The sequence below is a fragment of the Pseudomonas sp. NMS19W genome (assembly GCF_051554255.1).
In the GTDB taxonomy this organism is placed as follows: domain Bacteria; phylum Pseudomonadota; class Gammaproteobacteria; order Pseudomonadales; family Pseudomonadaceae; genus Aquipseudomonas; species Aquipseudomonas kribbensis.
The window spans coordinates 3,870,309-3,895,350 of record NZ_CP136718.1 but is presented as its reverse complement, the minus strand read 5'-3'; the positions used below and the strand labels follow the sequence as shown (position 1 = coordinate 3,895,350).

Sequence of the window (25,042 nt, the reverse complement as noted above, 5' to 3'; positions counted from 1 at the left end):
ATTTTTATGGCGGCTACTTTACACGCAAGACAGGGGTGAAACCGAGGGAAATTGCGGGGTGTGGCGGGGGGCGTCTTCCATGACGCGGGTGCAGCTTAGTAGCTGTGCGATTGATTCTCAAGTGCTAATTGGCATTACTTTTCCCCAATGCGGACGGGGTTCCCTTGCCAAGCGATATTCTTTTGATATCATCCGCGCCACCGAATTTGCAGCACCCAAAGACTTCATTAGCCTGAAGCCACAAGCCAGAAAACTGGCAAAAAAAGACCCGGCAAAAAGCCGGGTCAAAAACCGTGATTAGCCTGATGAGGAGATAGTCCAGAAGACCGACCTAAGGTCTCTGGTCCATCGACTGATCTCGCGACCAGTTGCTTGCAATAATAATCATTATCATTTGCAAGTCAAACGTTTTTATCTGCGCGATTGGAAAATTCTTTCCTGTCCGTCTTCAGCGAACACCGCCGTCCAGCGAGTGATCGACCATCGCCCGTGCCATGTCCACCATGTGCACGACCGAAAACGCCAGATCCCGACTGACGCCTTGCAAGCCGTCTGCAGCCTTGAATGCGGTGGCCGCTGCACATCGCAGCAAATCCGAGGCGTGGACCAGGGATTCTTCGCCACTCAAATTACTGTTCACGCCGAAAAAACGTTCTTCCACTTCCTGTTCTGACACAGCTGGTTTCAAGTAATAGTCCAATGCCCGCTGTGCGGCAGCGCAACCCTGTGGAGACTTGAAAGTGGTATCCATTTGAAGGTCGGGCAGGTCGTTGCTGGTGATATTCATGGTGAAAGGTCACTCCTTGGTCGATTCAAATCCGTGACTCAAGAATAGTACCTAGAGTATTTGTGACCAGAATTTAAATACTACAATATGTGTTTTGCCGGCCGAAGGCGGGCACGTATGGTGCCGCACATGGATAAATGGATTGAATTGGTCAAGGCCAAAATGAGTGAACTCAATGTCACTCAAGTCGAGCTCGGCGAGCGCGTCGGCATGTCTCAGGGCGGTATCGGCCATTGGCTGAACAAACGCCGTGAGCCCGGCATCACGCAGATGAACCGCGTGCTGAAAGCGCTGGGTATGGAGTATCTCGAAGTCGCGGTGGTGATCCGCGAACCGCAAGTCGACAAGGACGACGAAATGCCGCTGGCGCAGAAGTACAACCCTTACTTCCGCTACCCGGTCAGCGATTGGAAGACGCCTATCGAGGCCCGTGAAGCCCAACCGGCCTATTCGAGCGGCAAGGACAAGCGACGTTTCGAACTGACGGATTACCACGCCCGTGGCCCGGCGTTCTGGCTCACAGTGGTGGGCAATTCGATGACCGCGCCTACCGGGCAGAGCATCGGCGAGGGGATGATGATCCTGGTGGACCCGGCGCTGGAGGCAGAACCCGGAAAACTGGTGATCGCCCAGTGGCCGGACAGCGACGAGGCGATTTTCCGCAAACTGATCGAAGAGGGCGGCCAGCGTTACCTGGTGCCGCTCAATCCGACCTGGCCGAAAACCTTGTTTACCGACGAGTGCCGAGTTATCGGTGTCGTGGTTCAGGCATCGGCCAAATACTAGTCAGATCGATCCTCGCCAGGCGTAGGATCGATCCACTTCTCAAGCCTCTTCCAGCTCGACCAGTGCACAGCCTTCGCTGACCATTTCGCCTTCCTGGCAATACAGCGCCTTGATCACGCCGGCATGGGGCGCGCGGATGCTGTGTTCCATCTTCATCGCTTCCAGCACCACCAGTTGTGCTCCGGCTTCAACCGATTGCCCGGCCTCCACCAGCACTCGCACGATGCTGCCGTTCATCGGCGCAGTCAGCCCGCCCTGATGACTGTGACTGGCTTCGACAGCGCTGATAGGGTCGTACGTTTCAACGCGCCGCAATTCGCCGTCCCATTGCAGAAACAGAACCTCTCCACGACGAATCGCCCGCAGCTGTCGACGCAAACCATCACGCTCGATCACCAATTGCTCGCCGATCAGTTTTGCATTGCCGCCAGCACCGAGCGTCAGCGCCCGATCCTGCCCCTCGCAGCTCAAATGTAGAGTGATTTCTCGTGGCAAACCTGCGCGCAAACCACTGTGAGTTGCCCAAGGCGAAGCCGGATCATCCACCCGAGCCGTCCCCGACAAGCTCTGCGCAAAAGCCTGCGCGGCCGCATCCCAGAACTCATCGCTCAGCGCGGCAGGCGCTGGCAGCAACTGTTCCTGATAACGCGGAATGAACCCGGTATCCAGTTCCGCCGCCGCGAATGCGGGATGGCCGATGATGCGCCGCAGAAAGTTGATGTTGGTCTTCAACCCGCCGATCGCGAACTCATCGAGCATGCTCAGCAGCCGCAAACGCGCCTGCTCACGATCCTCGCCCCAGGCAATCAGCTTGCCGAGCATCGGGTCATAGAACGGCGAGATCTCGTCGCCTTCCTCGACGCCACTGTCCACACGGCGCCCCGGGCCGGCGGCGGATTCGCGATACAGCTCCAGACGTCCGGTCGCCGGCAGGAAATCATTGGAAGGATCTTCCGCATACAACCGAACCTCAATCGCATGCCCGTTCAATGGCACCTGATCCTGAGTGATCGGCAACGCCTCACCACGGGCGACACGAATCTGCCAGGCCACCAGATCGAGCCCGGTGATGGCTTCGGTGACCGGGTGTTCGACCTGCAGCCGTGTGTTCATCTCCATGAAGAAGAATTCGCCGCGAGCATCCAGCAGAAACTCCACCGTACCGGCGCCGACGTAACCGATGGCCTGCGCCGAACGCACCGCTGCTTCACCCATCGCCCGACGCAGTTCCGGGCTCAGCCCTGGTGCCGGAGCTTCTTCGACCACTTTCTGATGCCGGCGCTGAATCGAGCAGTCGCGCTCATTCAAATACAGGCAATTGCCATGCTGATCAGCAAACACCTGGATTTCCACGTGACGCGGCTTGAGCAGGTATTTCTCCACCAGCATCCGCGAATCGCCGAACGACGACTGCGCTTCACGCTGTGCCGAAGCCAACGCTTCAGCCAATTGGCTGACATCTTCAACAACCTTCATGCCCTTGCCGCCACCGCCGGCAGTGGCTTTGAGCAGCACCGGATAACCGATGCGTTCGCAAGCATCACGGAAGGTGTCCAGATCCTGAGCTTCGCCGTGATAACCCGGCACCAGTGGCACGCCAGCAGTTTCCATCAATGCCTTGGCGGCGGATTTGCTGCCCATCGCATCGATGGCGGAGGCGGGCGGGCCGAGAAAAATCAGGCCGGCCGCTTCGATGGCGCGGGCAAAACCGGCGTTCTCCGAAAGAAAGCCATAACCCGGATGAATCGCCTGAGCGCCACTGGCCTTGGCCGCTGCGATCAGTTTGTCGATTTGCAGGTAGCTGTCAGCCGCTTTGCTGCCGCCTAGATCGACGCGGATATCCGCTTCACGGCTGTGCCGCGCTTCACGGTCGGTGGCGCTGTGCACGGCGACGGTGGTCAGGCCCAGCGCCTTGGCGGTGCGCATGACCCGGCAAGCGATTTCGCCACGGTTGGCCACCAGCAGGGTGGTGAGAACAGGTGAGCTCATCAACGCGGCTCCTTGGTGGTGGTTGCGGCTTGCCAGCTCGGCGGGCGCTTCTGCAAAAAGGCCCGCAGACCTTCCTGGCCTTCCGGGCTGACGCGGATGCGGGCGATGGCATTTTCGGTGTAGCGACGCAGGGCCGGCGTCAGCGCGCCGTTGCCGACTTCACGCAGCAGATCCTTGCTGGCGCGCATGGCGGCGGGGCTGTTGAGCAGCAGGTTGTCGATCCATTGTTCGACTTTCTGTTCAAGCTCGGTCGCCGGATAGCTTTCGGACAACAAACCGATTTCCCGCGCCCGCTGCCCGCCGAAACGCTCGGCCGTCAGCGCATAACGCCGCGCAGCGCGCTCGCCGATGGCTTGCACCACGAACGGGCTGATCACCGCTGGCGCAAGACCGATGCGCACTTCCGACAGACAGAACTGCGCGTCGTCGGCGCCAATCGCCATGTCGCAGCAACTGATCAGGCCCAGCGCACCGCCGAACGCCGCGCCTTGCACCACGGCCACGGTCGGGATTTTCAGCTTGGCGAGGTTGTACATCAGCTCTGCCAGTTCCCGGGCGTCGTCGAGGTTGGTGTGGTAATCGAGTTCGGCCGATTGCTGCATCCAGGCCAGATCCGCGCCGGCACTGAAGTGTTTGCCGCGTCCGCGCACCAGCAGGAAACGCAGGCTGGCGTCGCTGGCGACCTTGTCCAGCGCCAGGATCAATTCGCGGATCATCTCGGCGTTGAACGCGTTGTTCTTTTCTTCGCGGCTCAGCCACAGGGTCGCGAAACCCCGTGGATCGCTCTGCAATTCGAGGGTGTTGAAGTCGCTCATGAGGTTCTCCCGATCACATCCGGAACACGCCGAAGCGGCTCGGTTCGATAGGCGCGTTCAACGACGCGGACAAGGCCAGAGCCAGTACATCGCGGGTCTGCGCCGGGTCGATGACGCCGTCGTCCCACAGCCGTGCGCTGGAATAGTAGGGGTGACCCTGCTCTTCGTACTGGTCGAGAATCGGTTTTTTGATCTCGCTTTCTTGCTCGGCGCTGAAGGTCTGGCCGCTGCGTTCGGCCTGCTCGCGCTTGACCTGAACCAGCACGCCGGCGGCCTGTTCGGCACCCATCACGCCGATTCGCGCATTCGGCCACATCCACAGGAAACGCGGATCGTAGGCCCGCCCGCACATGCCGTAGTTACCGGCGCCGAAGCTGCCGCCGATGATCACGGTGAATTTCGGCACCTTGGCGCACGCCACGGCGGTCACCAGTTTCGCGCCGTGTTTGGCGATGCCACCGGCCTCGTACTTCTGACCGACCATGAAGCCGGTGATGTTCTGCAGGAACAGCAGCGGGATACCGCGCTGGCAGGCCAGTTCGATGAAGTGCGCGCCTTTTTGTGCGGCTTCGGCGAACAGGATGCCGTTGTTGGCGAGGATCGCGATCGGGTAGCCGTGCAAATGGGCGAAGCCGCACACCAACGTGGTGCCGAACAAGGCTTTGAATTCATCGAACACCGAACCGTCGACCAGTCGCGCAATCACTTCGCGCACGTCGAACGGCTGCTTGGCGTCCGCCGACACCACACCGTACAACTCATCGCTGGCGTACAGCGGCGCAATCGGCGTGCGCTGCTGCACTTCACCGAGCTTGCGCCAGTTGAGGTTGGCGACGCTGCGGCGGGCGAGGGCGAGGGCGTGCTCGTCGCTTTCGGCGTAATGGTCGGCGACCCCGGAAATCTTGCAATGCACATCGGCCCCGCCGAGGTCTTCGGCGCTGACCACTTCACCGGTCGCGGCTTTCACCAAGGGTGGGCCGGCGAGGAAAATCGTCGCCTGATTGCGCACCATGATTGCTTCGTCAGCCATCGCCGGCACGTAAGCGCCGCCAGCGGTGCAGGAGCCCATGACCACGGCAATCTGCGGAATGCCCATGGCGCTCATGTTGGCCTGGTTGAAGAAGATCCGCCCAAAATGCTCGCGATCCGGGAACACCTCGTCCTGACGCGGCAGGTTGGCGCCGCCCGAGTCCACCAGATAGATGCATGGCAGGCGGTTTTGCTGGGCGATGGTTTGGGCGCGCAGGTGTTTCTTCACGGTCAGCGGATAGTACGAGCCACCTTTCACCGTCGCATCGTTGGCGACGATCATGCACTCGACGCCCTCCACGCGACCGATCCCGGCAATCACGCCAGCGGCCGGCACGTCCTCGCCATAAACGGCATGGGCGGCCAGTTGGCTGATTTCCAGAAACGGCGAGCCCGGATCGAGCAAGCGGTTGATCCGCTCACGGGGCAGCAGTTTGCCCCGCGAGGTGTGCCGTTCCTGAGCTTTCGCGCCACCGCCCTGTGCCACTTGGGCGAGCAGGGTGTGCAGGGCGTCGACCTGTGTGAGCATCGCCGCGCTGTTGGCGGCGAACTCCGCTGAACGGGGGTTGAGCTGGGTATGCAGAATCATCGGCTACTCCGTAGCAGCTTCAAGTTTCAAGCTACAAGCTACAAGTTGAAGCAAGGGCACGTTCTTCTTGCCGCTTGAAGCTTGCAGCTTGCCACTGGCGAAATTCATTTCGTCTCGTTGAACAGTTCGCGACCGATCAGCATGCGACGGATCTCACTGGTGCCGGCGCCGATTTCGTACAGCTTGGCGTCACGCAGCAGACGGCCGGCGGGGAATTCGTTGATGTAACCGTTGCCGCCGAGAATCTGGATCGCGTCCAGGGCCATTTGCGTAGCGCGTTCGGCGGTGTAGAGGATCACGCCGGCGGCGTCCTTGCGCGTGGTTTCGTTGCGCTCGCAGGCCTGGGCCACGGCGTAGAGGTAGGCGCGGCTGGCATTGAGCTGCGTGTACATGTCGGCGACTTTGCCTTGGATCAGCTGGAATTCGCCGATGCTCTGGCCGAACTGTTTGCGGTCGTGGATGTACGGCACGATCAAATCCATGCACGACTGCATGATCCCGGTCGGGCCACCGGACAGCACGACGCGCTCGTAATCGAGGCCGCTCATCAGCACTTTCACGCCGCCGTTGAGCACGCCGAGGATGTTTTCTTCCGGCACTTCGACGTCATCGAAGAACAGTTCGCAGGTGTTGGAGCCGCGCATGCCGAGCTTGTCGAACTTGTTGCTGCGGCTGAAGCCTTTCCAGTCGCGCTCGACGATGAACGCGGTGATGCCATGCGGGCCTTTTTCCAGATCGGTCTTGGCGTAGATCACGTAGGTGTTGGCGTCGGGGCCGTTGGTGATCCAGGTCTTGCTGCCGTTGAGCACGAAACGGTCGCCGCGTTTGTCGGCGCGCAATTTCATCGAAACCACGTCGGAACCGGCGTTCGGCTCGCTCATCGCGAGGGCGCCAACGTGTTCGCCGCTGATCAGCTTCGGCAGGTACTTGGCTTTCTGTTCGTGGTTGCCGTTGCGGTTGATCTGGTTCACGCAGAGGTTGGAGTGAGCGCCGTAGGACAAAGCGACCGAAGCCGAGCCACGGCTGATTTCTTCCATCGCCACCACGTGCGCCAGGTAACCCAGACCAGCGCCGCCGTACTCTTCCGGCACGGTGATGCCGAGCAGTCCCATATCACCGAACTTGCGCCACAGATCGGCCGGGAACAGGTTGTCGCTGTCGATCTGCGCGGCGCGCGGGGCGATCTCTTTGGCAACGAAGGACTGAACTTGATCGCGCAGCATGTCGATGGTTTCGCCGAGGGCAAAGTTCAGGGATGGGTAGCTCATGGGTCACCTTTTGGCTTTTTTGTAGGGCGGGGAGGGCGGCGGTTTGGCTCTCACCTTTACGTTAACGTAAGCCTGTGACGAATGGCTGTCAATCACCCTTTACGTTAACGTCAACTTGAGCGAGAGTAGGGCCAGTTCTGAACGGTCGGAGCTCATATGGCTCCGGTCCAACACCCACTAATAAAGACAATAGGGGTCGTCATGGATCAACCCAGTGCAAACCCGCAGCGCAGCTACACCCGTGGTTCCCAGGACAAAGCCTTGCTGGCGATGACCATCGGGCAGAAGTTCGACGAGACCGTCGCGCAGTACCCGGGCGACGAGGCGCTGGTGGTGCGCCATCAGCAGCTGCGTTACACCTGGCGGCAACTGGCCGACGCGGTGGACGTGCATGCCAGAGCGTTGCTGGCGTTGGGTTTGCAGGCCGGTGACCGGCTCGGCATCTGGGCGCCGAATTGCGCACAGTGGTGCATCACTCAGTTCGCCACTGCGAAGATCGGCGTGATCCTGGTCAACATCAACCCGGCCTACCGCAGCTCTGAACTCGAATACGTGCTCAAGCAATCCGGCTGCCAATGGCTGGTCTGCGCCGGTGCCTTCAAATCTTCGAACTACCACGGCATGCTGCAAGGCTTGCTCCCGGAGCTGGCCGAGCAATCCATCGGCGAACTGCACAGCGAGCGCCTGCCGGAGTTGCGTGGCCTGATCAGCCTTGATTCCCAGCCGCCTTCGGGTTTTCTCCCGTGGTCGCAACTGGCAGATCTGGCCGCCAGTGTCTCTCCAGAACAATTGCGTGAACGCAGCGACAGCCTGCACTTCGATCAACCGGTCAACATCCAGTACACCTCCGGCACCACCGGTTTCCCCAAGGGCGCGACCCTCAGTCACTACAACATCCTCAACAACGGTTACATGGTCGGCGAAAGCCTCGGCCTGACCGCCGCCGATCGCCTGGTGATCCCGGTGCCGCTGTATCACTGCTTCGGCATGGTCATGGGCAACCTCGGCTGCATCACCCACGGCAGCACGATGATTTATCCCAACGATGCCTTCGATCCGCTGCTGACCTTGAACACCGTCGCCGAAGAAAAGGCCACCGCGCTGTACGGCGTGCCGACCATGTTCATCGCCATGCTCGATCAGCCGCAGCGCGCCGAGTTCGACCTGTCGACCCTGCGCACCGGCATCATGGCCGGCGCCACCTGCCCGATCGAGGTGATGCGCCGGGTCATCAGCGAAATGCACATGAGCGAAGTGCAAATCGCCTACGGCATGACCGAAACCAGCCCCGTGTCCCTGCAGACCGGGCCATCGGACGAACTGGAACTGCGCGTCACCACCGTCGGCCGCACCCAGCCGCAACTCGAAAGCAAAATCATCGATGAGGCCGGCAACCCGGTGCCACGCGGCACCATCGGTGAACTGTGCACCCGTGGCTACAGCGTGATGCTCGGCTACTGGAACAACCCGCAGGCCACCGCCGAAGCCATCGACGCAGCAGGTTGGATGCACACCGGCGACCTGGCGAGCATGAATGAAGAGGGTTACGTGTGCATCGCCGGCCGTAACAAGGACATGATCATCCGAGGCGGCGAAAACATTTACCCGCGTGAACTGGAAGAGTTCTTCTTCACCCATCCAGCGGTGGCGGACGTGCAGGTGATCGGCATTCCCTGCTCGCGCTACGGCGAGGAAATCGTCGCCTGGATCAAATTCCATCCTGGCCACAGCGCCACCGAACAAGAGCTGCAAGCGTGGTGCAAGGAGCGCATCGCCCACTTCAAGACGCCGCGTTACTTCAAGTTTGTGGAGGAGTTTCCGATGACGGTGACGGGCAAGATCCAGAAATTCCGGATGCGCGAGATCAGTATCGAGGAGTTGCGTAGCAACGAGGGCTGACACAGTTTCAACGTTCTATATCGATCAGAGCCTTCGAAGCCAGGGCGCGGACCCTGGCTTCGAAAGCGGCGCTTATTGCTTCTCTTCTATATTTTCCAACGCCTGATTCACTGCCAATTCCCCCAACATCACCACTTGCGCAATGCCCAGCAGGGTCTTGCGGTTCGGCCCTTCCAGCAGGCCGGCAAAGTCACCGAGCATGACCGTGGCTGATGCCAGGGATTCGCAGGCGTTGGCCAGCAGGGATTCCGTGTCGGTTTGCGGGTTGACCCTGAACATGTCATTGGGGGTGTAAGGCGTGGCCATGATCTTGGCTGCGGGGGTCAGGTAATAGTCGAGGGCGCGTTCGGCCGCGTCGTGGAGTTTTCTTGAATCGGGAAATTCGTAGGGGGACACCGGATCTTCTAACGGTGGAATGACGGTCTGGGACATCAGCTGAAACTCCGGACAAGAGTCGCTTGAGGATTGTGTAGACGGCTGCCAAACAGTGAGGGGACAAACCCCTCACCGAGGCGGCAACTACCGCGAGACGTGATGGTTATCCAGCACACGATTGACCAGCAGCTCACTCAGCATGATCACCTGCTGCAGTATCTGCATCGCCTTGCGCTGCGACGGATCGACGGTGTCGCCGATATCCCGGGCCATGTCACTGGCCGACGACAGCGTTTCGCACGCTTCGACCAGCAGCGTTTCGTCATCCACCGTTGGATTGACCAGATAGATCCTGCCCGGCTTGCGCGATGGCTTGGACGTCTTCTGCGCCCCAGGATCAAGGTAATGATTGATCGCCCGCTCGGTTGCCGTTTTTATGTTTTCGGCTTCGAGTGCGGCGTCATAGGGGATTGAATCGGTTTCTGGCGGGTTGGGTGTGGCTTTGAACATATGTGTAACTCCTATCGCAGACTTCAAGGAGCCATCACCCACGCTACCAAACAATGGGTGGCGGCCATACGCGGGTTGGTAGACCGGCTGCAATAGGAACCCGGCGCTCACGAATGAGCCCCACGCATGACCACCATAAAACAGAGCCCCAAAAAGGGACTGCATACGGTGTTGCCATACAGCTATTACAGACGGGCTACCAAACCCGATCACTGTTTTTCAGTGACAGGGAAACGATATAGCCCGCCCCATAGCCGCGTAAGCCGGCGGATTCTGGCGTATGCGTAGGCAACGACGCAAGGTGTTGTAGCCCTTATGGCGTAACGGTTCGTGTACTTTAAACGCCCATGCGCCGTCGTGTTTACACACAGCGAAAGCCGTGAACCCTCCGTGTTTTTGTTGAGGTTTGTATGTGGGGGAGCTGGATGTTGAGACGCGGCATCAATTGCCTCACTGAAATCTTGCCGAGTGAGCGCTTGCAGGAAGATCGAGATGGGGGAGGAGATCAGTCGCGGACAATTTCAGAACGCCAGACAGCACAAAGGGGAGCCGAAGCTCCCCTTTAATTTTGTCGTCGCGTGCTCTTTTTTATTATTGAGGGTCGGTCTGTTGTTGTTTTTGGCAACCGTGGCCCTTTACCGCTGTTTTTGGCGACCCCCATCCGGGGTCAAGAGCAAACGTATTTTTTTGAGCGCTGATCTGCTTTCTCGCCAGGCGATCCAACCGATTCGGGAGCTACCTGAAGGTAGTTTTATTGTTCTCTGCCCGGTTGCGGGTCATTCCGAGGAATACCCTGAAAAGCACACCTTCTCCAAAAAAATCTGTTAGCTGCGTCTCTGCCGTGTTGTTTTTGTTATGTCAGAGTCGGTACGTCTTATTTTTATTGGTTTGCTGCTTTTTATTCTTGTTATGCCATAGAGATAGCAGAAGCCGTGCCAACTTTTCAAAACCCTTGTAAATCAAGGGTTTGAGATTTTTTAAGGATTTTTCCTTCAGGCAAAACCAGACAATTTGTTTCCGTGTTACTCGCCTATGCCCACGTTTCGGACACAGCGGTAACACCTTCGTCCTCACTGTGCGCTACGGGCCTTGGCCACTCGCGAACCGGTCGGGCGACCCAGCACCGCACTGATCTGCTGGCCGGCGGCAATCAAGGCGTCGAGGTCGATGCCGGTCTCGATGCCCAGGCCGTTGAGCAGGTACACCACGTCTTCGGTGGCGACGTTACCGCTGGCGCCTTTGGCGTACGGGCAGCCGCCGAGGCCGGCGATCGAGCTGTCGAACACTGCGATGCCTTCCAGCAGGCTGGCGTAGATGTTGGCCATGGCCTGACCGTAGGTGTCGTGGAAGTGGCCAGCGAGTTTCTCTCGCGGCACTTGCTTCGACACTACTTCGAACAGACGGCGGGTGGCGCCAGCAGTGCCGGTGCCGATGGTGTCGCCCAGCGAAACTTCGTAGCAGCCCATCGCGTACAGCTCGCGGGCCACCATGGCCACCTGTTCCGGGGCGACCTCGCCTTCATAAGGGCAACCCAACACGCAGGACACGTAACCGCGCACGGTAACGCCGTGCTGTTTCGCGGATTCCATGATCGGTGCGAACCGCGCCAGGCTCTCGCTGATCGAGCAATTGATGTTGCGCTGCGAAAACGCTTCGGACGCAGCCGCAAACACCGCGACTTCTTTCACTCCCGCCGCCAGCGCATCTTCAAAACCGCGCAGGTTCGGCGCCAGTGCGCCGTAGGTCACGCCGGGCTTGCGCTGAATCTGCGCAAACACGTCGGCGGAACCCGCCATCTGCGGCACCCATTTGGGCGAAACGAAACTACCGACTTCTATATAGCCGAGGCCGGCGGCGCTCAGCGCGTCGACCAGTTGCACCTTGTCGGCAACGCTGATGGGCTGGGCTTCGTTCTGCAGGCCGTCACGGGGGCCGACTTCGATCAGGCGTACTTGGGAGGGGAGGGACATGGCGTTGACCTGTTGTAATTATCGGGAGGCTACTGCGCGACTTGCTGACTCTTGAGCGTCTGCTCCAGCGCCTGCACGCAGCGTTCTTCGGCGGTGTCGAGTTCCAGCTTCATCTGTTCGATGTCCAGCAGCTGCTGTTCAAGCTGTTCCCGGCGCTCGCTGATTTTCGCCAGCATGCTGTTGAGTTGTTTGGTGTTACCGCTGGAAGGGTCGTAGAGCTCGATCAGTTCGCGGCACTCGGCCAGGGAAAAACCGATGCGCTTGCCCCGCAGGATCAGCTTCAGGCTGACCTTGTCGCGCGGCGAATAGATGCGTTCCTGGCCTCGGCGCTCTGGGCTGAGCAGGCCTTGTTCTTCATAGAAGCGGATCGCCCGGGTGGTGATGTCCAGCTCGCGGGCGAGGTCGGAAATGCTGTAGGTCTGGCTGCTCATGAAAGCGCTCGAAATAAGGTCTTGGCGCTAAGCTAATGGCAGGTTGACGTTTACGTCAAGTGGCGGGCGCCTGCAGCTTGTCGAGCTTCTTCTCGTGCGCCGTCACTTGCTGGCATAGCTCGATCATCTGCTCGCGCATCCAGCGGTTGGCCGGGTCCTGGTCGGTGCTTTCGTGCCAGTACAGATGGGTTTCCACGGGTGGCACATCGTTGACCGGCAGATTGAACGCATGCAGCTCATGGCGTCGGGCGAAACGCTCCGGCACGGTCATCACCATGTCGGTCTGCTGCAATACCTGGGACGCCATCAGATAGTGCTGCGAGCGCAGGGCGATCTTGCGCTGGATGCCCATTTTACCCAGCGCCAGATCGACGTGGCCCAGGCCACTGCGACGGCTGGAAATATGAATGTGGGTCAGCGACAGGTAATCGTCGAGGGTGAATTTTTCCTTGGTCGCCAGCGGATGCCCTTTGCGCATCGCGCAGACGTAACGGTCTTCCATCAGCTTGACGTGGCGCACCTGCGGGTCGGTGTTGAGCGGTGCATCCACGGCGAAATCGAGACGTCCGGCGGCCAGTTCCTCGGTGGTTTCCCGGCGTTTGGACAGGAAGCTTTCGATGATCACCGTCGGCGCCAGGCGACGCAGACGCTGGAACAGTGGCGGCAGAATCACCGCTTCGGTCAGGTCGGTCATGCTGATGCGGTAGGTCTTGACCGCTTGCGAAGGGTTGAAGATGCGGCTTTCCTGAACCGAAACCCGCAGCAACGACAGCGCGTTGCGCACCGGGCCGATGATGTTTTGCGCCATGGGCGTCGGCACCATGCCCTGAGCCGTACGTACGAAGAGCGGGTCGTTGAAGGTCTCGCGCAACCGCGCCAATGCGTTGGACACCGCTGGCTGGGTAATGCCGACAATCTGCCCGGCGCGGGTCAGGTTGGCTTCGGTGTAGATCGCGTCGAAGACGATGAAAAGGTTGAGGTCGACCTTGCTCAGATTCATTACGCGGCTCTCTTTTTATAGGTGGATGGCGCGGGTCAGGGCGGCCAGGAAAATCAACCAATCATATATCGGTGATGAATGTTTATACACGCCGAGAATAGGCTAGGTAAATTATCAGCGCTGTTCTAGCATCGATTGCATGACCTAAACAACCTCTGCCACAGAAGGTAATTGCTCATGGATTTCGCTTATTCGCCCAAGGTTCAGGAACTGCGTGAGCGCGTGACCGCGTTCATGGACACTTACGTTTACCCGGCCGAAGCCGTGTTCGAACGGCAGGTTGCCGAGGGCGATCGCTGGCAGCCGACCGCAATCATGGAAGAGCTCAAGGCCAAGGCCAAGGCTGAAGGCCTGTGGAATTTGTTTCTGCCTGAGTCGGAACTGGGCGCTGGCCTGACCAACCTCGAATACGCGCCCTTGGCGGAAATCATGGGCCGTTCGTTGCTCGGTCCCGAGCCGTTCAACTGCTCGGCACCGGACACCGGCAATATGGAAGTGCTGGTGCGTTATGCCAACGAAGAACAGAAACAGCGCTGGCTCGAACCGCTGCTGCGCGGTGAAATCCGCTCGGCGTTCGCCATGACCGAGCCGGACGTCGCGTCCTCCGACGCCACCAACATGGCCGCCCGCGCCGTGCGCGATGGTGACGAGTGGGTGATCAACGGCAAGAAATGGTGGACCTCCGGCGCCTGCGATCCGCGCTGCAAGATCCTGATCTTCATGGGCCTGAGCAACCCCGACGCCCCGCGCCACGCCCAGCACTCGATGATACTGGTGCCGGTCGACACCCCCGGCGTGAAGATCGTCCGTCCGCTGCCGGTGTTCGGTTACGACGACGCACCGCACGGTCACGCCGAAGTGCTGTTCGACAACGTGCGGGTGCCTTACGAAAACGTCCTGCTCGGTGAAGGACGGGGCTTCGAAATCGCTCAGGGTCGCCTCGGCCCAGGCCGGATTCACCACTGCATGCGTTCGATCGGCATGGCCGAGCGCGCGCTGGAACTGATGTGCAAACGTTCGGTGAGCCGCACCGCGTTCGGCAAACCGTTGGCACGTCTGGGCGGTAACGTCGACAAGATCGCCGACTCGCGGATGGAAATCGACATGGCTCGCCTGCTGACCCTGAAAGCGGCGTACATGATGGACACCGTGGGTAACAAAGTCGCCAAGAGCGAAATCGCGCAGATCAAGGTCGTCGCGCCAAACGTCGCGTTGCGGGTGATCGACCGGGCGATCCAGATCCATGGCGGGGCAGGGGTGTCGAACGATTTCCCGCTGGCCTACATGTACGCCATGCAACGCACCCTGCGCCTGGCCGACGGCCCGGACGAAGTGCACCGCGCGGCGATCGGCAAGTTCGAAATCGGCAAGTACGTGCCGAAGGAAATGCTGCGTAGCGAGCGCTGATCCAAAAGCGCGTTACTGATCGTTCCCACGCAGAGCGTGGGAACGATCAGGACATCAGATTCAGTAAACCCAAACCTCAACCCGCCGATTCTTGATCCTGCCTTCATCCCCGCTGTTGGTCGCCACCGGCATCAGCGCGCCAAACCCGCGCACTTCGCGCAACACCACGCCGTTCTTCACCAGTTCCCGGCGTACCGCCATCGCCCGCAGCTTCGACAGCAAATCCGCCCGCGCCGGGTCATCCTTGGCATCGCCAAATCCCACCAGTGTTACCGCGCGGTCAGTCTTGTCGTGGTGCTTTATATAGTCGAACACCCGGGCCAGATCCTGCCGGGCCTTGTTGTCGAGGCTGGCGCTGCCTTCTTCGAAACGAAAATTCACCGTAAGACGTTGGGCATGCCGGCTGAGGGATTGATAACCCTCGGGCATCAGCGCATTCGGCGTGACCGAGATGGCGTGCACGGTCTGGGCGATAAAACCGTTGGCCGCGACAATCGCCTGGCCCTGGCGGCTTTGCGCAAAGTCCACCAAGGCGGTGGCCCACGGATTTTGATTATCGGGTGGCAAATAGAAGAACAGCCGACGGGACAGTGGATAGTCTTCGGTGGCAATCAGGCTGGCCAGTGGCAGCATGGCCTGGGACTGCCCGTCGACGATGGCCACGGCCTTGGCTTGGCGCACGTAAGGCAGGCCGATAAAACCGATGCCCTGCGGATCGGCGCTCACGGCGTCGGACAATTGCTCGCTCGACTCGAAACGTTTCGCCGAACTGTTCAGCGTTTTCCCACGACGGCTGAGGACCAGTTCCTTGAACGTGTCGTAGGTGCCGGACTGATCATCCCGCGCATACAGATGAATTGTCCCACCCTTGCCGCCGAGTTCTTCCCACGTCTTCGCCTCGCCGCTGAAGATCCGCGCCAGTTGTTCGGTGTTCAGTTGATTCAGCGGATTGTCGGGGTGAAGGATGATCGCCAGGCCATCGATGGCGATGACTTGCTCGGCGCCGGGGCTTTTCAGATCGCCAAGTGAAACAAGGCTGGCGAGTTCGCTGTCCTTGATCGGGCGGGAAGAGGCGGCCAGATCGGCGCTGTTGCTTTTGAGTGCCGAGAAACCGGTGCTGGAACCATGGGCGGCGATTTCCACCACGACCCGTCTACCTTGAGCCGTGAGGCCGACGACCCGTTGTTCGTTAGCGGTGTCTGGCGTTTCGCTATGGACTCTCAAAAGTCCCTGCTCTTTGAGCAGGCCTTCCACCAGCGCCGGGCCGAGGGCTGCGCCGATGGTGTTGGAACCCTGGATGCGCAATACCGCGCCGTTCTCGGGAATGGGCAATGCAGCGGCCGAAACCTGCAGCCAGGCACTCAGGAGAAAGACGAACAGAACGCGCAGGGTCATGCCGGCACCGAATGCAGCCAAGGGGATTGCCGGGGAGATTAAGTCAGGGACGTTTCTGAAAGATGACAGTGTTCAGGCTGTAGGAGCGAACTCCCACAGCCATTTGCGGTGATTGCGCTATCAGCTCAATTCAAGCCAGATCGGCGCGTGATCCGAAGGCTTTTCCATCCCGCGCAGTTCATAGTCGACACCGGCGGCTTTCACCCGTGGCAGCAAGCCATGGGACGCCAGGATCACGTCGATGCGCAGACCGCGTTTCGGCTCGTCTTCAAAACCACGGCTGCGGTAGTCGAACCAGCTGAAGACGTCGGCCACGTCCGGGTTCAGGTGACGGAAGCTGTCGGTCAGGCCCCAGTTTTTCAGGCGGGCCATCCACTCGCGTTCTTCCGGCAGGAAGCTGCATTTGCCGGTTTTCAGCCAGCGCTTCATGTTGTCCGGGCCGATGCCGATGTCGCAGTCTTCCGGGGAAATGTTCACGTCGCCCATCACCACCAGCGGCTGTTCATTGTTGAACTGGCTTTCCAGCAGCGCTTGCAGATCGCTGTAGAAGCGCTGTTTGGCCGGGAACTTGGTCGGGTGGTCACGGCTTTCGCCCTGTGGGAAATAGCCGTTCATGATCGTCACCGGCACGCCATTGGCGTCGGCGAAAGTGCCCCAGATAAAGCGCCGCTGCGCGTCTTCTTCATCGGTGGCGAAGCCTTTGTGCACGGCAATCGGCTCCTGGCGCGAGAGCAGGGCAACGCCGTAATGGCCTTTCTGGCCGTGGAAATACACGTGATAACCCAGGGCCCGCACTTCTTCCAGCGGGAACTGGTCGTCGTGGACCTTGGTTTCCTGCAGGCCGATGACGTCCGGCTGATGCTTTTCGATCAGCGCCGCCAGCTGATGCGGGCGAGCCCGCAGTCCGTTGATGTTGAAGGAAACGATCTTCATGGTCGGCAGTCCTGGCAAAAGGGCGATGCTAGCTGACATGTAGGATCTGGGCCAGCGTGGCGGTAGTCCATATGCGCTGCTAATGTCTTTCGGGTGTGGGAACGATCCCTTCAGCCCAAGGCTCGTATAACAAGAACGGGGCCTGTTGAGTCCCGTCCAGGGAGAATCACCGTCATGCCTGAAACCTCGACCGCCATCGCCGACATCCACATGCTCGACCGCGGCTATTCCCGTGAAGCGCGATCCCTGCTGTATCAGGCTTACCGTCACGAGCCGACCTTCGCTTACCTGTTCGAGGCCGAACGCCCGGGTTACGAACAACGGGTGCGTGCCACGGTGCGAGAGCTGGTCAAACAGCATTTCCTGCAGGATCTGCCGGCCATCGGCTTGTTGGTCAATGATCGGTTGATCGGCATTGCCCTGATCGCGCCGCCGCAACGGCGTCTGGGCGTCACCGAGAGTTGGGCCTGGCGTTTGCGTATGGTGCTGAGCACCGGTTTCCGCTGCACCCGGCGTTATCTGGAGTATCACGCCGCCGTTGAAGCCTGCGTGCCGACCGATTCGGTGCACATGCTGCCGTTGCTGGGTGTGCATCCACAATTTCAGGGCAAGCACTTTGGCGAGCAACTGCTGCAAGCCGTGCACAACTGGTGTGCAGTGGACGAAAGCTCCCAGGGCGTGATCCTCGACACCGGCAACCCGCGTTACCTGGAATTTTACAAACGTCAGGGTTATGAGGAGATCGGCGAAGTCGCCGTCGGCCCGGTACGTGAGCACGTGTTTTTCCACGCCAATCCACAGGTGTTACAAACTGCAACGGCATAACCATCGAACTTTTTCAGAAAAGTCTGGTTCTATCACGCTCCCAAGCACGTGATAGCATCCGCCCCTATGAAGTTTCCAGGAAGATTTACCAGTGGCGTGCTCATGCTGTTAACCAGCTGCGCGGCGCTGGCGCAAAGTGAATTGGATGTGCGGGTCAAACCGTCCAACGATGAACTCAAGGCCAATATAGAAGGCTATATCGGCAGCCTCGGCGATCGTGACGAAGAAGCCTTGCAGCGCTTCAGTCGCGGTGCCGAAGAGCAGGCGCGCAAGGCCGCCCAGGCCTTGGGCTACTACCAGCCGCAGATCGACAGCGAAGTGAAGGGCGGTGAAAAACCGCGCCTGGTACTGAAGATCGATCCCGGCGAGCCGATTCGCCTGCGCAATGTCACCGTACGGGTCGACGGACCTGCTGCCGCCCTCAAATCCTTTCGTGTACCGAAAAGCGACGTGCTCAAGCCCGGCGCGGTGCTCAACCATGGCCGCTACGAAGACGCCAAGCGCCTGATCCAGAATCAGGCCTCGCGTTTCGGATTTTTCAGCGGCCATTTCACCAGTCAGAAACTGATGGTCGATCCCCGCGCCGGGGTCGCCGATGTCGAATTGATCTACGAAAGCGGCCCGCGTTATGCGCTGGGCAAAGTCAGTTTCGAAGGCGATACGCCGTTCGACGAAGACCTGCTGCAACGCATGGTGCCGTTCAAACCGGGGAGCCTTACGACTCCGAGCTGATCGCCGAACTCAATCGCGACCTGCAATCGAGCGGCTATTTCGAGGGCGTACGGGTCGACGCGGCGCCGACCGCCGCCAAGGACGACGTGATCCCCGTTGCGGTCAAACTCGATACCCGCAAGCCGCGCACCATGGGCCTCGGTCTCGGTTACTCCACCGACGTCGGCCCGCGGATCAAGGCCAACTGGACCCGTCACTGGGTCAACCCGCAAGGCGACAGTTACGGCTGGGAGGCCGAACTCTCGGCGCCACGGCAGAACGTCGGCCTGTTCTACGACATTCCGCTGGATCCGCCGCTGACCGACAAACTGCGTTGGGCTGGTGGTTATCAGTACGAAGACATCGATGGCTCCGACACCCTGAGCAAACTGCTGACCTTCGGCCCGGAATGGCACAGCAAGTTGCCGAGCGGCTGGCAGCGGGTGATTTCGCTGAAATGGCAGCGCGAGGAATACCAGCTCGGTGACGATTCGGGCCTGAGTACCTTGCTGATGCCCGGCATCAGTTATTCCTACCTGAAAAGCGACAATCGCATTGACCCGCACAATGGGTATCGCCTGACCTTCGAAAGCAAGGTGGCAAAAGAAGGCCTCGGCTCGGACAACAATCTGCTGTACGGCACGGCGCTGATCAAAGGCCTGACCACGGTGTTCGACAACCACCGATTCCTCGGACGTGTCCAGGTCGGTGGCAGCGCCACCAACGGTTACAACTCGGTGCCGCCATCGCTGCGGTTCTTCGCCGGTGGCGACCAGAGTGTGCGCGGTTACGACTATCAGAGCCTGTCCCCGGAGAACTCCAAAGGCGACCGCATCGGTGGGCGCTACATGGTGGCCGGCAGCGTCGAGTACCAATACTCGATCGCCGAAAAATGGCGGGTCGCGACCTTCGTCGACCAGGGCAACTCTTTCAACAAACTCGAACTGCCGAACCTCAAGACCGGGGTCGGTATCGGTGTGCGCTGGGTCTCGCCGGTGGGGCCGATCCGCCTCGACCTGGCCCATGCGCTGGACGACGATGGCGGCATCCGGCTGCACTTTTCTATGGGGCCTGAGCTGTGAAGCGTGGTTTGAAAATTTCGGCGCTGGCGCTGTTGTCGCTGGTGCTGCTGATTGTATTGAGTATTGCCGCCGTGCTCGGCACCCAGGCTGGTAGCCGTTGGGTGCTGGGTCTGGTTCCGGGTTTGAGTGTCGACAATTTCCAGGGTCGCCTCGGTGGGCAGTGGAGCGCCGATCATTTGCTCTGGCAGCAGGATGGCAGCCGCGTCGAACTCAATAAACCGATCTTCGAATGGTCGCCGCTGTGCCTGACACGCATGACGCTGTGCATCGAACAGCTCAAGGCTGATCAGGTCATTCTGCAATTCCCGCCCGGCGAAGAAACCACCGAAAGCGGTCCGATCAAACTCCCGGACCTGCAATTGCCGGTGGCCATCGAGTTGGGTGACGTGCAAGTCGGCAGCCTGCTGTTCAACGGAAGCGAACAGCTCAAAGGCCTGCAACTGGCGGCGCACTGGACCGCCAAGGGCATGCAGATCGACAGCGTGAAACTGCAACGCGACGACCTGAGCCTGAACCTCTCCGGCCTGTTGCAGCCCACCGGCAACTGGCCGTTGAACATCGCCGGTGATCTGACCCTGCCGTCACCGGGCACCGGCCCATGGACGCTGGCGCTCAAAGTCGACGGTGATCTGCTCAAGACTCTCAATCTGCACGCCGACAGCCGTGGCTACTTCGACGGCCAGTTGAGCGGCGAACTGCAACCGCTGGCGGAAAACCTGCCGGCCAAGGTGCGGATTACCTCGGAGGCGTTCAAGCCGAGCGCCGATCTGCCGGACACCCTGCAACTCAATCAACTGGTATTGACCGGCGAAGGCGACCTGAAAAACGGTTACCAATTGCTCGGCAATGCGACGTTGCCTGCGGATAAAGGCCCGGTAGCGCTGTTGCTCAAGGGCAAGGTCGACGCCAAGGGCGCACAGATCGCCGGCCTTGATCTGACCGCCAATGACAAACAAAGCCTCAAGCTCACCGGCAATGTCGACTGGAGTAAAGGCCTCAGCGCCCAGGCCAATATCAACTGGCTGGATTTTCCCTGGCACCGGCTCTATCCGGAGATCGACGAGCCGCAGGTCACGTTGCGTACCTTCACCGGCGAAGTCTCCTACACCGACGGCCAATACCTCGGCAATTTCGCCGCCGCACTGGATGGCCCGGCCGGGGCGTTCAGCCTGAGCAGTCCGTTCAGTGGCAATCTCAAGCAGATCTTCCTGCCGCAATTCAAACTCGAAGCGGGGCAGGGCAAGGCCGAAGGGCATGTGAACGTGCAGTTTGCCGACGGTATTGCCTGGGACACGGCGCTGGAATTGTCTGCGCTCAATCCGGCGTACTGGATGGCGGAATTGCCGGGCACACTGGCCGGGCCGCTGAAAAGTACCGGCGAAATGAAGAACGAGCGCCTGAGCCTCAACGCCGACCTCGACCTCAAAGGCAAACTGCGCGGGCAACCGGCGGTGCTGCAAGCCAAGGCTGATGGCGCCGGTGAACAGTGGAATCTGAATGCCCTGCAAATCCGTCTCGGCGATAACAGCATCAACGGCAAAGGCAGCCTGCAACAGAAGCTCGCCGGGCAGATCGACATCAAGCTGCCGCGTCTGGCCCAGCTCTGGCCTCAGTTGCGCGGGCAGGTCAACGGTCGGGTCGATGTCGCCGGTACGCTGAAAGCCCCGCAAGGCAAACTCGATCTGCAAGGCTCGCAACTGGTGTTCCAGGACAATCGCCTGCAAAGCCTCAACCTCGACGCCACCCTCGACAGCGCGCAGCGGGCGAAAATCGATCTGAAGGGCAGCGGCATTCAGGCTGGGGACACGAGCCTGGGTGTGCTGACCGTCAGCGCGCAGGGCGATATCAAAAATCAGAAGCTCAACCTCGACCTGCTCGGTCCGAAGCTGAAACTCGCGCTGGGGCTGGACGGCAATCTGGACAAAGGCAACTGGCGCGGGCGTCTGGCCAGCGGTGACATTCAGGCCGGCGGTCAGGACTGGAAGCTGCAAAACCCGGCGAAGCTCGAGCGTCTGGCCGACGGCAAGATCAACTTCGGCGCCCATTGCTGGATGTCCGGCAATGCCAGCCTGTGCGGCGAAGACCAGCGCTTGATGCCGGAGCCGAAGCTGCGTTACCACCTCAAGCAATTCCCGATCGAAAGCCTGGCGCAATGGCTGCCCAAGGATTTCGCCTGGCAGGGCAAGCTCAATGCCGACCTGCAACTGGACCTGCCGGCCAGCGGCCCGAACGGCCAGATCAGCGTCGATGCCAGCGGCGGCACTTTGCGCATGAAGGAAAAGGACCAGTGGCTGGACTTCCCGTACCAGACCCTCAAGCTCACCAGCAAACTCACGCCGAAACGCATCGACACCGACCTCAACTTCGTCGGTGGCAAACTCGGTGAGCTGATGGTGCAGGCGCAGCTCAATCCGCTGCCGAAGAACAAACCGCTGAACGGCTCGTTCCGCCTCAGCGGGCTGGATCTGTCGGTGGCGCGGCCGTTCGTGCCGATGGTCGAGAAACTCACCGGGCGCCTGAACGGCAGCGGCACGATTTCCGGCGGCCTGCTCGCGCCGCTGGTCAACGGCACCGTGCAACTCAGTGACGGTGAAGTGTCCGGCCCGGAACTGCCGTTGCAGTTGCAGGATCTGCGACTGCAAGCGGTGATCGCCGGCGAATCGGTGCGCCTGGACGGCGGTTGGAAAAGCGGCAAGACCGGGCAGGGCAGCCTCAGCGGCAACGTCGCCTGGGGCCAGGCGCTGATGGTGGATCTGGCGCTCAAAGGCACGCAACTGCCGGTCACCGTCGAACCCTACGCCAAGCTTGAAGTGGCGCCGGACCTGAAGATTTCCATGGCCGGCGACGAACTGGCGATCGCCGGCAAGGTGTTGGTGCCCCGAGGCGAAATCACTGTGCGCGAACTGCCGCCATCGACGGTAAAAGTCTCCGATGACACGATCATCGTCGGCGCGCAAACCGAAGAGGGCAAACCACCGATGGCCATGAAGATGGACATCGATGTGGTGGTCGGCGAGGACAAACTGAGCTTTGCCGGATTCGGCCTGACCGCCAATCTGCAAGGGCACGTGCACATCGGCGACAACATGGACACCCGTGGCGAGCTGTGGCTCAACGACGGTCGTTACCGCGCCTACGGCCAGCGCCTGACGGTGCGCCGTGCGCGTCTGTTGTTTGCCGGGCCGATCGATCAGCCGTATCTGGATATCGAAGCGATTCGCCAGACCGACGATGTGATCGCCGGCATCCGCCTGAGCGGCAGCGCCGAGCAACCGACCACGCAGATCTTCTCGGAGCCGGCGATGAGCCAGGAGCAGGCGTTGTCCTATCTGGTGCTGGGGCGTCCGCTGAGCAGCAACGGCGAAGACAACAACATGCTCGCGCAAGCGGCGCTGGGTCTGGGGCTGATGGGCAGTTCCGGGGTGACCAGCAACCTGGCCAAGGATCTGGGCATTCAGGATTTCCAGCTCGACACCCAGGGCAGCGGCAACACCACCAGCGTGGTGGCCAGCGGCAATATCTCGGAGAAGCTCAGCCTGCGTTATGGCGTCGGCGTGTTCGAGCCGGCCAACACCATTGCCTTGCGCTACAAGTTGAGCAAAAAGGTCTACCTCGAAGCCGCCAGCGGCGTGGCCAGTTCGCTGGACATCTTCTACAAGCGGGACTTCTAGGCCTCGCTCCCACAGAGCCGGATCGTGTCACCACGATCCGGCTTTTTTTTGATGTATTAGACTGACCTCAGCTTCAAGGCTGCAGATTGCGACTGCCCGAAACGTCCCAGGGGCGCCCTATGGTCCGTTTGAGTATGGTCTTGCTCGGTAACGACTTTGTCCGCCGACGCTGGTCAGCACTGGCGTTGACCGGCATCGTCTGGGGCGCGGCCGGAGTGGCGATCTTCATCGATGCACTGGATGGCGTTCTGTACTTCCCGCTGCATGTGTTCGGCTATCTGTTGTTGCTCGAAGCCCTGATTATTCTGCTGGTGCCGGCCCCGCAAACCGGCACGGCGGCGGCGTTGCGCAAGGCGCGGGGGCTGGCTTTTCTGCTGTTGGGGCTGCTGATCGTCGACCGGCAACATGCTGCCGGGCTGATTCTCGCGGTGCTGTTCGGTGCGGCTTTTCTGCTCGACGGCGGTTTTCGACTGGCGGCTGCGGTGGTGGTGCGTTTTGTCGGTTGGCAAATGTCACTGCTGGCAGGGTTGTTCGAGATCGGTTTCGCGCTGTTCATCCTCGAACCCTATCCGACGCTTTACAAGGGGACGGTGCCGTTCTGCATTGGCATGAGCATTTTTCTCTCGGGTTGCGCCTTGTTGCAGCAGGCCTTGCGGTTCAGGAACGGGCATTCGCCGGTGACGCCTTCCCCGGTGTACGTACCGACAAACGGTGGTGCGCTGGTGATCCACGTCTGGACACCCAGCGGCACGGTTGACGACACCCTGGTGCGTAACCGGTTGCTCAACCGTTACATCGCCGCCGTCGATATCAACGGCGTTATCTCCGCCGGCCATGCGGCACTGGAATATGGGCCGGACCTCTATATCAGCCATTATCCGCTGGACGACATTGATCGTTCGGCGGGGGATTTCGTGCGGTTGCTGCGGGCGACGCCGAACAACGATGTTCCAGGCAGGTTTCTGCAGGACTATGCAAGCGAGGTCGCCGACTGGTGCCCGTCCTCGGTTCAGGTCAGTTTCGTGCATTACGACGCCGCACGGCTGCAGGCGTTCTGGGCGAATTATCGGCAGAACACCATCTACAACCTCACCAGTCGCAATTGCTCGAGTGCCGTCGCGCATAGCCTGGAAGCGGCGCTGGAAGGTGCGATGAACCGCGGCCATTCGAGCATGCTGGACTTTGCCCGGGTCATCATCAGCCCCGAGTTCTGGGTCGCGGCCCAGGTGCGCAAGCGCGCCGAAGCCATGGCCTGGACGCCGGGGTTGGTGCTCGATTATGCACTGGCATTGCATGCTGCCATCGAGCCGGCGCCCCCGGGTTGGCACGGTATTTACGCGGGAGCCCGACGCGCCTGCGGTTATGTGGCGACCGCTTTGCGTGGACAGGAAATCCATCCCCTTCAGCCACCCTCGATGAATCATCCCTCCGACAAATCCTGAACGGCTTCATGCCGAGTCGCTGCCCGGCAGAAAAACCCAGTCCGCCGGTCAACTAATTACAAAGCAACCTAACTATTACGTTGACATTCGCTGCCTAGGCAGTAACATCTCGACATACATTCACTGCC

General features: G+C 60.3%; 20 protein-coding genes and 1 pseudogene. 9 read left to right on the top strand and 12 right to left on the bottom strand.

The genetic code is table 11. The annotated features are described in order from the left end of the window. Positions 1-79 precede the first annotated feature (79 nt). On the top strand, positions 80-301 hold the full coding sequence (locus tag R1A29_RS17730) for a hypothetical protein (protein ID WP_438299084.1): 222 nt from the start codon (positions 80-82) through the stop codon (positions 299-301). Between the two features lie 147 nt (positions 302-448). Here R1A29_RS17730 and R1A29_RS17725 read toward each other — a convergent pair whose 3' ends face one another. Further along, positions 449-787: a DUF6124 family protein gene (locus R1A29_RS17725; protein ID WP_114884082.1), complete on the bottom strand. Its 339-nt coding sequence runs from the start codon at positions 785-787 to the stop codon at positions 449-451. A gap of 129 nt (positions 788-916) precedes the next feature. Between R1A29_RS17725 and R1A29_RS17720 the strand changes: the two genes are divergently transcribed. Continuing rightward, the gene (locus R1A29_RS17720) at positions 917-1,573 is read left to right on the top strand and encodes a LexA family protein (protein WP_438299083.1); all 657 of its coding nucleotides are present in this window, start codon (positions 917-919) and stop codon (positions 1,571-1,573) included. Positions 1,574-1,612: 39 nt separating this feature from the next. On the opposite strand, the gene R1A29_RS17715 is transcribed toward R1A29_RS17720, so the two are convergent. From R1A29_RS17715 to R1A29_RS17700, 4 genes are all read right to left on the bottom strand, one after another. Beyond that, entirely contained in the window at positions 1,613-3,562 is a 1,950-nt protein-coding gene (locus tag R1A29_RS17715; protein ID WP_438299082.1) for an acetyl/propionyl/methylcrotonyl-CoA carboxylase subunit alpha, read from the bottom strand. Continuing rightward, positions 3,562-4,377, bottom strand: coding sequence for a gamma-carboxygeranoyl-CoA hydratase (locus R1A29_RS17710; protein ID WP_085712437.1), 816 nt, complete (start codon positions 4,375-4,377; stop codon positions 3,562-3,564). The genes R1A29_RS17715 and R1A29_RS17710 overlap by 1 nt, the downstream gene beginning before the upstream one ends. A 13-nt stretch (positions 4,378-4,390) precedes the next feature. Continuing rightward, positions 4,391-5,995, bottom strand: coding sequence for a carboxyl transferase domain-containing protein (locus R1A29_RS17705; RefSeq protein WP_438299081.1), 1,605 nt, complete (start codon positions 5,993-5,995; stop codon positions 4,391-4,393). A 104-nt stretch (positions 5,996-6,099) separates the two neighbouring features. Continuing rightward, entirely contained in the window at positions 6,100-7,263 is a 1,164-nt protein-coding gene (locus R1A29_RS17700; RefSeq protein ID WP_438299080.1) for an isovaleryl-CoA dehydrogenase, read from the bottom strand. A 201-nt stretch (positions 7,264-7,464) separates the two neighbouring features. Between R1A29_RS17700 and R1A29_RS17695 the strand changes: the two genes are divergently transcribed. Next, positions 7,465-9,162 (top strand): AMP-binding protein, encoded by a 1,698-nt coding sequence (locus tag R1A29_RS17695; protein ID WP_438299079.1) that lies wholly within the window; start codon positions 7,465-7,467, stop codon positions 9,160-9,162. Positions 9,163-9,234: 72 nt separating this feature from the next. Here R1A29_RS17695 and R1A29_RS17690 read toward each other — a convergent pair whose 3' ends face one another. Together R1A29_RS17690 and R1A29_RS17685 are read right to left on the bottom strand one after the other, a co-directional pair. Then, complete coding sequence (locus tag R1A29_RS17690) at positions 9,235-9,594, bottom strand: DUF6124 family protein (RefSeq protein WP_438299078.1); 360 nt, start codon at positions 9,592-9,594, stop codon at positions 9,235-9,237. Between the two features lie 87 nt (positions 9,595-9,681). After that, positions 9,682-10,047: a DUF6124 family protein gene (locus R1A29_RS17685; protein WP_179694406.1), complete on the bottom strand. Its 366-nt coding sequence runs from the start codon at positions 10,045-10,047 to the stop codon at positions 9,682-9,684. Positions 10,048-10,539: 492 nt separating this feature from the next. Here R1A29_RS17685 and R1A29_RS17680 point away from each other — a divergent pair, with 492 nt between their 5' ends. After that, the gene (locus R1A29_RS17680; protein WP_438299077.1) at positions 10,540-10,875 is read left to right on the top strand and encodes a hypothetical protein; all 336 of its coding nucleotides are present in this window, start codon (positions 10,540-10,542) and stop codon (positions 10,873-10,875) included. Positions 10,876-11,117: 242 nt separating this feature from the next. Here the strand turns inward: R1A29_RS17680 and R1A29_RS17675 are convergent, their stop codons facing one another. The 3 genes from R1A29_RS17675 to R1A29_RS17665 are packed head-to-tail and all read right to left on the bottom strand — an operon-like array spanning position 11,118 to position 13,448. Then, positions 11,118-12,017 (bottom strand): hydroxymethylglutaryl-CoA lyase, encoded by a 900-nt coding sequence (locus R1A29_RS17675; RefSeq protein ID WP_007951509.1) that lies wholly within the window; start codon positions 12,015-12,017, stop codon positions 11,118-11,120. Positions 12,018-12,046: 29 nt separating this feature from the next. After that, on the bottom strand, positions 12,047-12,448 hold the full coding sequence (locus R1A29_RS17670) for a MerR family transcriptional regulator (protein WP_007951507.1): 402 nt from the start codon (positions 12,446-12,448) through the stop codon (positions 12,047-12,049). 55 nt (positions 12,449-12,503) lie between these two features. Further along, positions 12,504-13,448, bottom strand: a complete 945-nt coding sequence (locus R1A29_RS17665; RefSeq protein ID WP_438299076.1) for a LysR family transcriptional regulator — start codon at positions 13,446-13,448, stop codon at positions 12,504-12,506. Positions 13,449-13,625: 177 nt separating this feature from the next. On the opposite strand from R1A29_RS17665, the gene R1A29_RS17660 reads away from it, so the two are divergent. After that, positions 13,626-14,855 carry an acyl-CoA dehydrogenase gene (locus tag R1A29_RS17660; protein WP_041075051.1) on the top strand — a complete coding sequence of 410 codons (1,230 nt, stop codon included), beginning with the start codon at positions 13,626-13,628 and terminating at the stop codon, positions 14,853-14,855. Positions 14,856-14,915: 60 nt separating this feature from the next. Here the strand turns inward: R1A29_RS17660 and R1A29_RS17655 are convergent, their stop codons facing one another. Beyond that, entirely contained in the window at positions 14,916-16,250 is a 1,335-nt protein-coding gene (locus R1A29_RS17655; protein ID WP_438302062.1) for a substrate-binding domain-containing protein, read from the bottom strand. Between the two features lie 120 nt (positions 16,251-16,370). Then, complete coding sequence (gene xthA / locus R1A29_RS17650) at positions 16,371-17,183, bottom strand: exodeoxyribonuclease III (RefSeq protein WP_438299075.1); 813 nt, start codon at positions 17,181-17,183, stop codon at positions 16,371-16,373. Positions 17,184-17,357: 174 nt separating this feature from the next. Here xthA and R1A29_RS17645 point away from each other — a divergent pair, with 174 nt between their 5' ends. From R1A29_RS17645 to R1A29_RS17630, 4 genes and pseudogenes are all read left to right on the top strand, one after another. Then, positions 17,358-18,008, top strand: coding sequence for a GNAT family N-acetyltransferase (locus R1A29_RS17645; RefSeq protein WP_085712429.1), 651 nt, complete (start codon positions 17,358-17,360; stop codon positions 18,006-18,008). Between the two features lie 66 nt (positions 18,009-18,074). After that, positions 18,075-19,801 (top strand): annotated as a pseudogene (locus R1A29_RS17640) (autotransporter assembly complex protein TamA). After that, positions 19,798-23,472, top strand: a complete 3,675-nt coding sequence (locus R1A29_RS17635) for a translocation/assembly module TamB domain-containing protein (RefSeq protein ID WP_438299074.1) — start codon at positions 19,798-19,800, stop codon at positions 23,470-23,472. Before R1A29_RS17640 ends, R1A29_RS17635 begins: the two are co-directional and overlap by 4 nt. Positions 23,473-23,591: 119 nt before the next feature. Beyond that, positions 23,592-24,914 (top strand): hypothetical protein, encoded by a 1,323-nt coding sequence (locus tag R1A29_RS17630; RefSeq protein ID WP_438299073.1) that lies wholly within the window; start codon positions 23,592-23,594, stop codon positions 24,912-24,914. The last annotated feature ends 128 nt before the right edge of the window (positions 24,915-25,042 follow it).

Coding starts and splice junctions, on each gene's coding strand:
- R1A29_RS17645 (WP_085712429.1), top strand. CDS start 17,358: ATGCCTGAAACCTCGACCGCCATCGCCGACATCCACATGCTCGACCGC.
- R1A29_RS17715 (WP_438299082.1), bottom strand. CDS start 3,562: ATGAGCTCACCTGTTCTCACCACCCTGCTGGTGGCCAACCGTGGCGAA.
- R1A29_RS17700 (WP_438299080.1), bottom strand. CDS start 7,263: ATGAGCTACCCATCCCTGAACTTTGCCCTCGGCGAAACCATCGACATG.
- R1A29_RS17685 (WP_179694406.1), bottom strand. CDS start 10,047: ATGTTCAAAGCCACACCCAACCCGCCAGAAACCGATTCAATCCCCTAT.
- R1A29_RS17720 (WP_438299083.1), top strand. CDS start 917: ATGGATAAATGGATTGAATTGGTCAAGGCCAAAATGAGTGAACTCAAT.
- R1A29_RS17725 (WP_114884082.1), bottom strand. CDS start 787: ATGAATATCACCAGCAACGACCTGCCCGACCTTCAAATGGATACCACT.
- R1A29_RS17675 (WP_007951509.1), bottom strand. CDS start 12,017: ATGTCCCTCCCCTCCCAAGTACGCCTGATCGAAGTCGGCCCCCGTGAC.
- R1A29_RS17695 (WP_438299079.1), top strand. CDS start 7,465: ATGGATCAACCCAGTGCAAACCCGCAGCGCAGCTACACCCGTGGTTCC.
- R1A29_RS17670 (WP_007951507.1), bottom strand. CDS start 12,448: ATGAGCAGCCAGACCTACAGCATTTCCGACCTCGCCCGCGAGCTGGAC.
- R1A29_RS17690 (WP_438299078.1), bottom strand. CDS start 9,594: ATGTCCCAGACCGTCATTCCACCGTTAGAAGATCCGGTGTCCCCCTAC.
- R1A29_RS17665 (WP_438299076.1), bottom strand. CDS start 13,448: ATGAATCTGAGCAAGGTCGACCTCAACCTTTTCATCGTCTTCGACGCG.
- R1A29_RS17630 (WP_438299073.1), top strand. CDS start 23,592: ATGGTCCGTTTGAGTATGGTCTTGCTCGGTAACGACTTTGTCCGCCGA.
- R1A29_RS17680 (WP_438299077.1), top strand. CDS start 10,540: ATGGGGGAGGAGATCAGTCGCGGACAATTTCAGAACGCCAGACAGCAC.
- R1A29_RS17660 (WP_041075051.1), top strand. CDS start 13,626: ATGGATTTCGCTTATTCGCCCAAGGTTCAGGAACTGCGTGAGCGCGTG.
- R1A29_RS17730 (WP_438299084.1), top strand. CDS start 80: ATGACGCGGGTGCAGCTTAGTAGCTGTGCGATTGATTCTCAAGTGCTA.
- R1A29_RS17705 (WP_438299081.1), bottom strand. CDS start 5,995: ATGATTCTGCATACCCAGCTCAACCCCCGTTCAGCGGAGTTCGCCGCC.
- R1A29_RS17655 (WP_438302062.1), bottom strand. CDS start 16,250: ATGACCCTGCGCGTTCTGTTCGTCTTTCTCCTGAGTGCCTGGCTGCAG.
- R1A29_RS17710 (WP_085712437.1), bottom strand. CDS start 4,377: ATGAGCGACTTCAACACCCTCGAATTGCAGAGCGATCCACGGGGTTTC.
- xthA (WP_438299075.1), bottom strand. CDS start 17,183: ATGAAGATCGTTTCCTTCAACATCAACGGACTGCGGGCTCGCCCGCAT.